The following is a 12,695-nucleotide window of genomic DNA, read 5'->3' on the forward strand; positions in this document are numbered from 1 at the left end:
AAAGCCTCCGTAAAGAAGTTCCTTACGGAAGCTTTTATATTGTGTTAGATGATTAGTCTAAGATTTCAGTTACCTGACCTGAACCAACTGTTCTACCACCTTCTCTGATCGCGAATCTAAGACCCTCGTTAAGAGCGATTGGTTGTAACAATTCTACAGTGATCTCTAAGTTATCACCAGGCATTACCATTTCTACACCTTCTGGTAAGAAGATCTCACCTGTAACGTCAGTAGTTCTTACGTAGAACTGAGGACGGTATTTGTTGTGGAATGGAGTGTGACGTCCACCTTCTTCTTTAGAAAGGATATAAACAGATGCTTTGAATTTTTTGTGTGGCTTCACAGAGTCTTTCTTAGCGATAACCATACCTCTCTTGATGTCAGTTTTTTCAATACCTCTCAACAATAGACCTACGTTATCACCAGCTTCACCTCTGTCTAGAATTTTTCTGAACATCTCAACCCCTGTAATTGTAGAAGTTAATTTTTCATCACCCATACCTACGATATCTACGGGATCACCAGTGTTGATGATACCAGCCTCGATTCTACCAGTTGCTACAGTACCTCTACCTGTAATAGAGAATACGTCTTCGATTGGCATCAAGAATGGCTTATCTGTATCTCTTGTTGGCTCTTCGATCCACTCGTCAACAGCATCCATTAACTGCTCAACAGTTTTGAACCACTTGTCATCAGAGTTACCTTCAGTAGCAGCAGTAAGAGCTCCTAATGCAGAACCTTGGATAACTGGAGAGTTATCTCCGTCGAATTCATAAGTAGATAATAAGTCTCTAAGCTCCATTTCAACAAGCTCTAATAACTCAGCATCATCTACCATGTCAACTTTATTCATGAAAACAACGATTCTTGGTACGTTTACCTGACGGCAAAGTAGAATGTGTTCTCTTGTTTGAGGCATTGGTCCGTCAGTCGCAGCACATACCACGATAGCTCCGTCCATCTGAGCAGCACCAGTTACCATGTTCTTTACGTAATCCGCGTGACCTGGACAGTCAACGTGAGCATAGTGTCTTTTTTCAGTTTCGTATTCGATGTGAGCTGTATTGATAGTAATACCTCTTTCTTTTTCTTCTGGAGCAGAGTCAATTGCAGAGAAGTCTTTTTTCTCAGCAAGACCTTTGCTAGCTAATACAGCAGAAATAGCAGCTGTAAGAGTAGTTTTACCATGGTCAACGTGACCAATAGTACCAATGTTCAAGTGTGGTTTGTTACGATTAAACGTTTCCTTTGCCATGATTTAAAATTATTTATTTATTGTTTTTCAAATTTTCGGTGTGCAAATATAATGAATTTTTAAATACCAAAGCCTTTTTATTAAAAAAAGTTTCAATATTCGAATCCAATGAAGCACAAACCTTATATTTCAATGTATTGAGATTGCAAATTTACACAAATTTCTCAATTTAGAAAATCAGGAATAGACCTTTTAGCCAAAATATAAACTATCTCTTTAATTATGAATACAATAAAATAGGAGAAAAAGAATCTTGAGAAAAAATTACAGTACGGCAAAACCATAATTTATCTTTTATCGTAGATGAAAGTATGAACCATTAAAAATAATATATTATGAGAAAATTATTACATTTATGTACCGTACTGTTCAGCACCATAATCCTTTTTTCATGTGACGATTCCGATGATATGATGTCTACAGACATGAATATGCCTGTTCAGGGGCCCGATCTTATGGCTTACGGACTTACAGCAAATAACGAACTTGTTGCCTTCAATGCCAACAATCCCAAAATGTTTACTTCTAAAACCGCTGTTACAGGAGTCATTTCAGGCGAAAAACTGATGAGCATTGATTTCAGACCTGCAACAGGAGAACTTTACGCTTTATCCAATGCAAGTAAACTTTACATCATCAACACTTCCAATGCTTCTGCAAGAGCAGTAAATACAACCGCATTTTCACCTGCTGTCTCTGGAACTATCGCTTCGATTGACTTTAATCCTACCGTAGACAGAATTCGTTTAGTAAGCAATACGGGGCAAAATTTAAGACTTCATCCGGAAACGGGAGCAGTGGCGGCAACCGATATGAACATTAACGGAGGCGGAACTCCTGCTGTAACAGGGGTTGCTTATACCAACAGCAAATCCGGAGCTACAAGCACAGTGTTGTATGATATTGATATGACTTCCGGAAAGTTATTTAAGCAGGATCCGCCTAACAACGGAACATTGGTAGAAGTCGGAAGTCTGGGAACTACTTTTACAGGACAGGCTGCTTTTGATATTAAATATGATAACGGTGCAGCGTTATTAGCTTTAAATAACAACCTGCATTTATTGGATCTGAATACTGGTAAAGCAACCAACATCGGGATGCTTCAGCAGCAGATCATTGATCTTGCAATTCCAACAGAACCTGTTGCTTACGCGGTAGATAATTCAAACAACCTTCAGATTTTCAATCCGAACAGTCCGATGCCTGTTTCAAAAGCGATTACAGGTCTCCAGACAGGTGAAAGTATTTTAGGAATAGATTTCAGACCGTTGAACGGACAGCTTTATGCTTTGGGAAGTTCAAGCAGACTGTATACTATAAACTTAGGAACAGGAGCTGCAACTGCAGTGGGAACTTCTCCTTTTGCTACGTTACTTGCGGGAACAGATTTTGGGTTTGATTTTAATCCGACGGTTGATAAAATCAGAGTCGTGAGCAACACGGGACAAAATCTTCGTCTTGATCCTGTAACAGGCGGAATAACGGCAGCAGACGGAATGCTGAATCCGGGAACTCCGATGATCGGAGCGGCTGCTTATACCAATAATTTTGCAGGAGCTACTTCAACGACTTTGTTCGTTATCGATCATAATACAGACAAATTGTATCAACAAAATCCACCGAACAACGGAACTTTGGTAGAGACGGGTTCTTTAGGAATCAATATTACCAGTGCGAACGGTTTTGACATTGGCAGCATGAGCCAAAAAGCATATTTACTGGCAACAGTAGGAACGGCAACAAAAGTATACAGCATTAATACTTCAACGGGAGCTGCAACTGCGGTTTCAGATTTCCCCAATGCAGTAAGAGGTTTTGCCGTGGGATTAGGATTCTAAACTCATAATAATTATTTCAATAGCGAGAATCGCGGAAAACTTCGTTTTCCGCGATTCTTTTTTAACCGAATGTTTATTAGCCGCAAAGGCAAAAGATTTCGAAAATATATTGATAGTTTATTATTAAGGTGAAGAAAAGAAAACATAAACTCTTTCTTTAAAGTTTTAGTTATCGAATTTAAATATCTTTTGCCACCTGTGGTTAAATAAAAGGTTAAAGTAAAACTTGTCTAAATTTTTTTACCGCAAAAGATGCAAAAGATTGTAACACTTTAGTTGTTTAGTTTAATACTTAAATGGAAAAAAGAGCAGATAAGTTTAAAAAAATCAAACAAAGTCTTTTGTCTTCTGCGGTTAAATTTAAAATGAGTTTAAAATATGAATGAAAGAATGATCAGATCTGTTGAGATTTTTTAGTTCGGTTGAAAATCCAGAAAATAATCGGGAAAATCAGCAGGGTTAAAACAGTTGCCGTAATTAATCCTCCGATAATGACAATAGCCAAAGGTTTTTGGGACTCTGATCCGATTCCTGTGGATAAAGCTGCGGGCATTAATCCGATGGATGCCATTAAAGCCGTCATGATCACAGGACGCGTTCTGGATTTCACCCCATTCAGAAGTGAGCTGTCTAAATCCATTCCGTTTTTAACATTCTGATGAAATTCCGTAATGAGGATAACCCCGTTCTGAATACAGATTCCCAAAAGAGCAATCATTCCTACTCCGGCTGAAATTCCGAAATTAATTCCGGTAACGTGCAGTGCGATAATTCCGCCGATTAGTGCAAAAGGAACATTTGCCAAAACCAGTAAAGAATCTTTTATGTTTCCGAAAAGAATAAATAAAAGGAAGAAAATTCCTAAAATACTGATGGGAACAACCTGCGCCAATCGTTTTGAAGCTCTCTGCTGATTTTCAAACTGACCGGTCCAGCCTACGGAATATCCGTCCGGAAGATCAATTTTAGCAACCGCTTTCTGCGCATCGGCAATCGTACTTCCCAAATCACGGTCACGGATGGAAAATTTAATTCCGATGTATCTTTTAATATCATCTCTGTAAATAAATGCGGCTCCGTTGTCTTTTTCAATCGTGCTGATTTCTTTTAACGGAATTTTAGCACCGTCCTGTGTAGGAACCATCAAGGCTGCAATATCATTTTCATCCTTTCTGTACTCCTGCGAATAACGGAGACGGATCGGGAATTTTCTTTCGCCATCAAACATTTCTGAAGCGGTCTTTCCTCCGAAAGCCATTTCCAGAACAGACTGTGCATCATCGGGCATTACTCCATACGCTGCCATTTTATCTCTGTCGAGCACCACACTTACTTCCGGCTGACCAATATTTTTGATAATTCCGGCATCTTTTACACCTTTAATATCTTTTACTTCCTTTAAAACTTTTTCGGCAAGTACATCCAAAGTCTGAAGATTATCTCCGTAGATTTTAATTCCGTTTTCTGCCTTGAAACCGGCAACTGCTTCAGCCACATTGTCTGAAATCGGCTGGGAATAATTGAATGTAATTCCCTGATAATTTCTTAATTTTTTATCGATTTCTTCAATCAGTTCTTCATAGGTGATGTTCCGTTTCCATTCTTCTTTGGGTTTAAGATTCACGGCAAACTGTACGAATCCAAAACCATTCGGGTCGGTTCCGTCATTACTTCTTCCCGTCTGAGCGAGAACATCTGTAACTTCCGGAAAACTCATGATGTCTTTCTTGAGAAGATCGGCTGTATTTAAAGATTCTTTTAATGATGAACTCATCGGCATTTCGGCGGTGATCCACAATGAGCCTTCGTTTAGCTGCGGTAAAAATTCGGTTCCTAGAAATTTCCCTGAAAATAAAGTCACGGCTAAAAATGACAGAGAAACAATTAAGCTGAGCTTTTTATGTTTAAAGGTAAAATTGAATCCTTTTAAAACAATTCTGTCCCAGAAATTAACGAACGGATTATTTTTCTCCTTTACATTTTTATTTAAAAGGATGTGCGAAAGCACCGGAACGAGGGTTAAAGTGAAAATTAAAGCGCCCATTAAAGCAAAACCTAACGTAAAAGCCAATGGCGAAAACATTTTTCCTTCCACTTTCTGGAATGAGAAAATCGGGATCAGGGAAGTAATGATGATTAATTTTGAAAAGAAGATTGCTTTTCCAAGACCTGTTCCCGTCTGTTTGATCCAGCCTGCTTTTGCCAGTTTATTGAATTTTTCATCACCGTATTTGTGGGCTTTATGGTCGAGCATCACAAAAAGTCCTTCTACCATGACGACGGCTCCGTCAATGATAATTCCGAAATCTACCGCGCCGAGTGAAAGTAAATTTGCGCTCATTCCCGCAAGTTTCAAACATAAAAATGCAAACAATAAGGATAAAGGAATGATGATGGAAACGATAAGCGTTGTTCTCCAATCTGCCATGAAAATCAAAACAATTACCGTAACCAGAACAATTCCTTCAATAAGGTTGTGCATTACGGTGTGCGTGGTGAAATCCATGAGATTATCACGGTCATAAAAAGTGACCATTTTTACATCTTTCGGAAGCACTTTTTCGTTGAGTTCTTTAATTTTTGCTTTTACACCGACCAAAACTTCACGCGGATTTTCTCCTTTCCGCATCACGACAATTCCTTCAACAGTATCTTCCTGATGATTAAGTCCCGCCTGTCCTACTCTAGGCATAGAACTTTCGTGTACTTCAGCAACATTTTTAACAAGAACAGGGTTTCCGCTGTCGTTCTGGATGGTAATATTTCCGATATCGGTAACAGATTTCACCAAACCGATTCCACGCACCACATAAGCCTGTCCATTTTTTTCTATAACATCACCGCCGACATTCAAATTACTTTTTGTGACGGCATCATAGACCTGAAGCGGCGTAAGATTGTATTTATCTAAAGCTCTCGGATCGATGCTTAATTCGAACACTTTGTCCTGACCTCCGAAAACGTTGATGTCTGCAACACCGGGAACTCCTCTCAAAGCACGGTCGATTACCCAGTTTTGTAAGGTTAACAGTTCTCTGGAATCTTTGGTTTTGCTTTGTAAAGTGTATCTGAAAATTTCTCCGGTTGGTCCGTAAGGCGGCTGAACTTCGGGATCCACTTCATCGGGAAGACTAACGGTCCGAAGCTGATTATTAACCTGATTTCTGGCAAAAATATCGTCTACTCCATCGTCAAACAGAATCTTAACAATGGAAAGTCCGAACATCGTGGTACTTCTTACACTGGTTTTCTTCTGAACCGGACTCATTGCCAGTTCAATAGGCGTGGTAACGAAACGTTCTACTTCTTCGGCACTTCTCCCGTTCCATTGGGTGATGATGACAATTTGGGTATTGGTAACATCGGGAAAGGCTTCAATGGGCATGTTCTTGAAACTTATGAATCCCGAAACCGCCAGAATCGCTACCCAAATAAAGGTGAATGCCTTATTTTTTAACGAAAAAGCAATGATATTTTTAATGAATTTGTTCATAATGGATTTTTTTTGACCTAAAAAAGTCGTTGAATTTATTTTCTTTTGTTTTTAACGCAAGGAGCGCGAAGCTTTTTTGACAAACCATATGTTTTTAAGTTTGCAAAGGTGCTTCGACAAGCTCAGCATAAACTATTCACTCAGCGAAGATCTTTTGATTTTAACCATTAAGGATATGTAAGGAGTTAAGAATTATTAAGTGTTTTGCAAGCAGATTGATAAGCACAAATACTATTTTTAGATATTTTCTTCATTCAACTTAACTTCTCAATTAAAATCTTAATGTTTTAAATAAAATCAGCTATTCAAAGAGCGATAAATCAACAACTGATTGTTTGTGATTACCTGTTCTCCTTCGGATAACCCTTCGGAAACATAGGTAATGTCTCCTACCTGTTTCAGAACTTTTATTTCTTTCACTTTTACATCGGTTCTGGATTTATAGATCACCACAAAACTTCTGTTGTCATCAAAAATCACGGCTTTGGAAGGAACTGTAAGTGCAGTTTTATTCTCCGAACTTGTTACTTTTATCGTTGCTTTGCTTTCCGGAATCAATAATCCATTCTGATTATCAAGTACTACTCTTGCCTGCATCGCATTGGTTTGAGGATCAATGATTTTGAAAATTTTATCAATTTTTCCGTCAAAAACCTTATCCGGATACGATAATGTGGAAACCTGCGCTTTCATTCCGAGACTGATTTTATCAATATCAGATTCGTTAACGTTCATGATTGCCCAAACGTTGGTGGTATTGGCAACATCAAAAATATTATCGCTTCGGTCGCTTCTGAGCTGCATATCTTTATTGATATTTTTCTGAACAATATATCCGCTGATTGGTGCAACCACACTGTAGATATTTCCTTTTTTTACATTATATACCGTACTCACTGCACTTGCCCGCTGCAACTGATCCTGTGCTTTCTGAAGCTGGCTTTTGGCTTCCAGAACGTCTCTTTCGGTATTCAGTTTTCCTTCGTACATTTCTTTGGCAACGCGAAGATTATTTTGGGCAACAACCAAATCTGTTTTTGCATCGCTCACATCTTTCTGCACTTCCGCCAATTCTGTACTTCGTATGGTGGCGAGAACCTGCCCTTTTGTTACATGATCGCCCAGTTCAACATTAACGCTTAAAACATTTCCGCCGACCAAAGGATAGACATCGATGTAACTGTTTTTGTCTGCTGAAATCTTTCCATAGAAATTGTAATCGTCTTCTATATATTTTTTTTCAACTTTTGCTAAATCGATTGAATTCAGCATGGTGTTGCTCAGTTCAAAACCTTTTTTTGCCTGCGGTTTTGTTTCTTCCTCTTTTTTGGAGCAGGATAAAACAGACAGGGCAATCATTACCGGAATTATATAATTTTTCATGTTTAATAGAAGATTTTCGTTTGTACTAGTTGATTCAATTGTTCTGCAGACTGCATGATCCCGTTTTTCATATCGTAAATCTGAAGTGCCGTTTCGCGGTAACTGTCCATAAAGTCTGTAAATTCAATAAGACTGATGTTGCCTTTTCTGAAATTATTCAGCATCCCGTTATAGACCAGTTCCATATTATTAAGATCGGTAGATTTAATCTGAGTGAGCTGATCGTATTGTGTTTTCCAGATTTTGTAAGCCGACTGTACTTTTGTTTCAAGGTTCAGCTTCTGAAATTCTGCATTTTTCTGATTCTGCTGAATGGCAAAATTGGCTTTATCCACATTTCCTTTATTGGATTTCCAAAGCGGAAGAGGAATTCCGACCATCAGATTGACTTCATTTTTGAAGGTTCCGCCATTCTGGTCCCACCCTGCCCCGAGATTAAGATCGGGAACGTTTAAAGATTTCTGCCATTGCGCATACAGCTTACTGTTGTCGATTAATTTTAAATTATATTGATAATCGGCATTGTTTTCGAGTGCTTTTTTCTGAAGTTCCGTTTCGTCGCCGAAAGGCTGAGCGGCAAGAATTTCTTTCGCTTCAGAATCGGAAAGCTGTGGTTCTATTTCTTCGGTGACTCCTGTAAGAAGTTTCAGAGTCTGTTCAAATTCAAGAATATTTTTATTGATTCCGACTTTGTCATTATTTAACTGAATGACAATACTCTGTAATCGAACTTCATCTTTCAGCGAAACATTTCCTTTGGCAGACTGTATTTTGTAGGCAGCCAGAAGATCGTTCATATAACCAAGCTGTTTATTGGTATTGTTGAGTTTTAGTTTTTCGTAGTAAAGATCAAAATAAGTGGAACGGAGCTGGGATTTGAGATCAACCAAAAGCTGGGCAAACTGAAGCTGCGCCAATTCCTTATTGGATTTTGCGAAGGCAATTTCATTCTTCTTTTTGCCCCCCATGTAAATTAATTGAGTGACCTGCGCTCCTTTTGCGTGTCCGAAATCGAAAACTTTTCTGTCTTCGGGGTTGTATGCGTTTATTTGTCCGCTCAACTGCGGAAGTTCCCAGATTTTAGCCTGCAAAATATCTGCATCAGCCATATTAATGTTGTACTGTTCGGCGAGCAGTTGTAAATTGTTCTTCTGGAAAGCTTCTTCGCAATCCCGAAGCGACATTTGCTGTTGTGCCGTCATGAATGAAGAAATGACGATGAACAGCCCTGCAAATTTGTTCATTTTATTGATTTTATGATACAAAAATGCCTTTCTGCTATTAAAATGCTCTTAAAGAATGCTTAAAAAAAAATTAAATTTGTTAAGCTGCAACATATAATCATCTCATTTAAATAAAGTTACGAGTTCATTACAGTATTAATTGAATTCATGTAACACTAAGTCTGCAAAGATTTATTTAAAATTTTTGAGAATATTTTCTTTTGCAAGGGCTGAACTGCGTAAATATTTTTAGATTAACTTAAAAAATTATTTCACAAAAATCACACTGAACTTATTGAGGAGATCTGCAGGAGAAGTATAAATAATTTGTGCTCCGTGATATTCTAGAATTCTTTTAACAATTCTTAAACCCAACCCGGAACCTGAAATATTCTGAGAATTTTTTCCTCTTTTAAAGGCTTCAAAAAGTTTTGCCTGTTCTTCTTTCGGAATGGTATTTCCGTGGGAAATAACGTCAACAATCAGATATTCGTCATTTTCTTTAATCAGTACATCCACTTCCACATCATCGGAATAGATGGCTGCATTTTTAAATAAGTTGATGAAAACAATATCGAGTAAAGACTGAATTCCTTTAATGGTTAAAAGAGCATCTTCAGAAGTATCCTCGGAGATCAGAAAATCCAGTTTTAATTTGGGGTAGCTTTTTTCAACTGCCTCAAAGGATTCAAAAATAACTTCATCAATTCTCACTTCTTCATAAATGCTCTGGATGTTTTCCCTGTCGAATTTGGTAAGCAGCAAAAGTGAATTGGTAAGATCTGAAAGCTGATACACATCCCTCTGAATCTGCTGCAAAGATGATAAAGTTTCAGGAGAATGCTGCCCGAATTTTATTAAATTTTCAAGCTGAAAAGCCATTCTTGTGATCGGTGTCCGTATTTCGTGGGAAGCACTTGCTGTAAAATCTTTCTGCGACTGAAATACATCGTCTAATCTTCCGATCATCGTATTGAAGGATTTGGCAAGAACATCAATCTCATCGTTAGAATTACGAACCGGGATCTGGGTTGTTAATTTATGAGCCGTAACTTCAGAAATTTCCTGATTAAGATCTTCCAGAGGCTTTAAAAACTGTCCCATGAAATAATAACTGAAGAAGCCAATGAGAAGGGCACTCATCACATAAGCCGTTATTAAAAGATATTTGAGATATTCCAGTTTGGATTTTCCATTGGTATCTAAAGCACTTGTTAAAATATAGTAATTTTCTCCGTTGATGGTTCTTAATGCCGCATAAATTTCGGGAACTGTTTTTTCGGAATAGATTACTTTTTTTTCGTCAAGCTCTTTAAGAAGATCATTATCCCAGGTCACATTACGGTCTTTAATGGTGCTGTAGATAAGTTCTTTCTGCCCGTTGAAAATTAATATGGTTTCGTTTAAAAGAATGTTATCTGAATTTTCATTAAAAAAAATAGGTGCTTCTTCTTCAAAATCTTTAGACTTGGCAATGAAATGAGAAGTGAACTCCAGTCTCTGCCTGAATCTTTCTTTGAATTCTTCTCTTCGGAAATCATTAAAAGACATATAAATCACCACCATCACAATACCGAAAAGCAATGAAAAGGCAATACTGAGATTAAGTGCGATCTTCCTTTTTAGAGACATTCTATAACGGGCTTAAATAATATCCGAAACCCGATCGGGTGTGGATAAGTTTTACTTTAAAATCTTTATCGATCTTTTTACGCAAAAAATTGATGTAGACTTCTACAGTATTGGTATTGGTATTAAAGTTATGTTCCCACACATGTTCTGTAATCTGCTGTTTGGAAACTGTTCTTCCCTGCGCTTCCGCAAGATAAACCAACAGTTGAAATTCCTTCAGGGTAAGACTGATTTCATTTCCGCCACGATAGACTTTCTGTTCAGTTTTGTTCACAATGAGATCATCAATCCTGATAATTTCCTGATCCATATTTTCAGAAGGTGTTTTTCTTCTCAGCAGAGAATTGATACGCAGCAATAATTCCTCAAACTGAAACGGTTTTACCAGATAATCATCCGCCAAACGTGTAAAGGCATCTTTTTTATCGGAAAGGTCTCCGTAAGCAGAAATAATGATAATGGGTGTATTTTTATCGAAAGAGCGGATGGTCTGACAAACGTCCAGTCCGTTAATTTTCGGAACATTGATGTCCAGAAGATACAAATCGTAGGAATTGTTCCTGATCTGGCGAAGAAATGTTTCCCCATCATAAATCTTGTCGCAGGTAAAATTATTTGACTCCAGAAATTTGCAAAGTTCCGCCGAAAGAATTAAATCGTCTTCCAATAAAAGAATATTCATCGAAAATTATTTTATACGAATGTAACGAAATTTTTGGTGATTGTAAAGGAATTCAAAAGTGCAGGAATTACTTTTAATTGAATTTTAAGATTTGTATTGAATGCTTCTGGAAATTTTTATCCTGAAAATAAAATAAATTCGAATTGCTTTTTATGCAGAGTGTTTAACAGAATCTATAAGGTAAGGATCACTATTTTTCATTTTCCCGAAAGTTTTTAAAATTTCAAACGAGATTCAGACATGAAATAAAGACATAAAAAAATCCCGAAGAAATCGGGATGAAATGAGAGCCAACTACGGGACTTGAACCCGTGACCTCTTCCTTACCAAGGAAGCACTCTACCGCTGAGCTAAGTCGGCTTAAACTAAAAAATCACACCGGAAAGCGTGATTTTTATTGAGCGGAAGACGGGGGTCGAACCCGCGACATTCAGCTTGGAAGGCTGACGCTCTACCAACTGAGCTACTTCCGCAATCTTGTTTCCAAAATTATTGGTAACGCTGTGCAAACTTAAGGAAAATCCTTTATTTATGCAACTTTTTTCTAATATAAAATGTGGGGAGAGCAGGATTCGAACCTACGAAGCCGAAGCAACTGAGTTACAGTCAGTCCCATTTAGCCACTCTGGAATCTCCCCAGATATTTTATATTAAATTGAGCTTCCAGAGGGATTCGAACCCACGACCCCGAGATTACAAATCACGTGCTCTGGCCAACTGAGCTATGGAAGCATTTTAATACATGGACTGAACGCTGTGAGAAACTCTACTCTACATCATTTCAGTAGTAAAAAAAATCACGCTTTTTAAGAGTGTGATATTTGAGCGGAAGACGGGGGTCGAACCCGCGACATTCAGCTTGGAAGGCTGACGCTCTACCAACTGAGCTACTTCCGCAATTTTGTTTCCAAAATTATTGGTAACGCTGTGCAAACTTAAGGAAAATCCTTTATTTATACAACTTTTTTCTAATATAAAATGTGGGGAGAGCAGGATTCGAACCTACGAAGCCGAAGCAACTGAGTTACAGTCAGTCCCATTTAGCCACTCTGGAATCTCCCCAGATATTTTATATTAAATTGAGCTTCCAGAGGGATTCGAACCCACGACCCCGAGATTACAAATCACGTGCTCTGGCCAACTGAGCTATGGAAGCATTATTAAAAAAGAATTCAAAAGATCG

Annotated in this window: 7 protein-coding genes and 7 tRNA genes; 1 reads left to right on the forward strand and 13 read right to left on the reverse strand. The window is 38.0% G+C overall.

Going from position 1 to position 12,695, the window contains the following annotated elements; translation table 11 throughout:
• Positions 1 to 52: 52 nt before the first annotated feature.
• Positions 53 to 1,258, reverse strand: a complete 1,206-nt coding sequence (gene tuf, locus KKI44_RS10800) for an elongation factor Tu (protein WP_072955499.1) — start codon at positions 1,256 to 1,258, stop codon at positions 53 to 55.
• Positions 1,259 to 1,593: 335 nt separating this feature from the next.
• Here tuf and KKI44_RS10805 point away from each other — a divergent pair, with 335 nt between their 5' ends.
• A complete protein-coding gene (locus KKI44_RS10805; protein ID WP_214590996.1) occupies positions 1,594 to 3,099 on the forward strand; it encodes a DUF4394 domain-containing protein in 1,506 nt (501 codons plus the stop codon).
• Positions 3,100 to 3,493: 394 nt separating this feature from the next.
• Here the strand turns inward: KKI44_RS10805 and KKI44_RS10810 are convergent, their stop codons facing one another.
• The 12 genes from KKI44_RS10810 to KKI44_RS10865 form a co-directional block, all read right to left on the reverse strand.
• Positions 3,494 to 6,592, reverse strand: coding sequence for an efflux RND transporter permease subunit (locus KKI44_RS10810; protein ID WP_214590997.1), 3,099 nt, complete (start codon positions 6,590 to 6,592; stop codon positions 3,494 to 3,496).
• Between the two features lie 297 nt (positions 6,593 to 6,889).
• Positions 6,890 to 7,975, reverse strand: coding sequence for an efflux RND transporter periplasmic adaptor subunit (locus KKI44_RS10815; protein ID WP_214590998.1), 1,086 nt, complete (start codon positions 7,973 to 7,975; stop codon positions 6,890 to 6,892).
• Positions 7,976 to 7,977: 2 nt separating this feature from the next.
• The gene (locus tag KKI44_RS10820) at positions 7,978 to 9,219 is read right to left on the reverse strand and encodes a TolC family protein (protein WP_214590999.1); all 1,242 of its coding nucleotides are present in this window, start codon (positions 9,217 to 9,219) and stop codon (positions 7,978 to 7,980) included.
• Between the two features lie 246 nt (positions 9,220 to 9,465).
• On the reverse strand, positions 9,466 to 10,830 hold the full coding sequence (locus KKI44_RS10825; protein ID WP_214591000.1) for an ATP-binding protein: 1,365 nt from the start codon (positions 10,828 to 10,830) through the stop codon (positions 9,466 to 9,468).
• Position 10,831: 1 nt separating this feature from the next.
• Entirely contained in the window at positions 10,832 to 11,512 is a 681-nt protein-coding gene (locus KKI44_RS10830; protein WP_214591001.1) for a response regulator transcription factor, read from the reverse strand.
• Between the two features lie 288 nt (positions 11,513 to 11,800).
• Positions 11,801 to 11,872 (reverse strand) — tRNA-Thr (locus tag KKI44_RS10835).
• A 40-nt stretch (positions 11,873 to 11,912) separates the two neighbouring features.
• A tRNA-Gly gene (locus tag KKI44_RS10840) sits at positions 11,913 to 11,985 on the reverse strand.
• Positions 11,986 to 12,069: 84 nt separating this feature from the next.
• Positions 12,070 to 12,150, reverse strand: a tRNA-Tyr gene (locus tag KKI44_RS10845).
• Between the two features lie 20 nt (positions 12,151 to 12,170).
• A tRNA-Thr gene (locus KKI44_RS10850) sits at positions 12,171 to 12,244 on the reverse strand.
• Positions 12,245 to 12,336: 92 nt separating this feature from the next.
• Positions 12,337 to 12,409: transfer RNA gene (locus tag KKI44_RS10855), tRNA-Gly, on the reverse strand.
• A gap of 84 nt (positions 12,410 to 12,493) precedes the next feature.
• Positions 12,494 to 12,574 (reverse strand) — tRNA-Tyr (locus KKI44_RS10860).
• 20 nt (positions 12,575 to 12,594) lie between these two features.
• Positions 12,595 to 12,668: transfer RNA gene (locus tag KKI44_RS10865), tRNA-Thr, on the reverse strand.
• Between the last annotated feature and the right edge of the window lie 27 nt (positions 12,669 to 12,695).

The sequence above is a fragment of the Chryseobacterium sp. ZHDP1 genome, from assembly GCF_018603435.1.
GTDB classification, from domain to species: domain Bacteria; phylum Bacteroidota; class Bacteroidia; order Flavobacteriales; family Weeksellaceae; genus Chryseobacterium; species Chryseobacterium indicum.

Bases quoted from the DNA above. Each gene is read 5' to 3' on its own strand.
- tuf (WP_072955499.1), bottom strand. From the start codon at position 1,258: ATGGCAAAGGAAACGTTTAATCGTAACAAACCACACTTGAACATTGGT.
- KKI44_RS10805 (WP_214590996.1), top strand. From the start codon at position 1,594: ATGAGAAAATTATTACATTTATGTACCGTACTGTTCAGCACCATAATC.
- KKI44_RS10810 (WP_214590997.1), bottom strand. From the start codon at position 6,592: ATGAACAAATTCATTAAAAATATCATTGCTTTTTCGTTAAAAAATAAG.
- KKI44_RS10815 (WP_214590998.1), bottom strand. From the start codon at position 7,975: ATGAAAAATTATATAATTCCGGTAATGATTGCCCTGTCTGTTTTATCC.
- KKI44_RS10820 (WP_214590999.1), bottom strand. From the start codon at position 9,219: ATGAACAAATTTGCAGGGCTGTTCATCGTCATTTCTTCATTCATGACG.
- KKI44_RS10825 (WP_214591000.1), bottom strand. From the start codon at position 10,830: ATGTCTCTAAAAAGGAAGATCGCACTTAATCTCAGTATTGCCTTTTCA.
- KKI44_RS10830 (WP_214591001.1), bottom strand. From the start codon at position 11,512: ATGAATATTCTTTTATTGGAAGACGATTTAATTCTTTCGGCGGAACTT.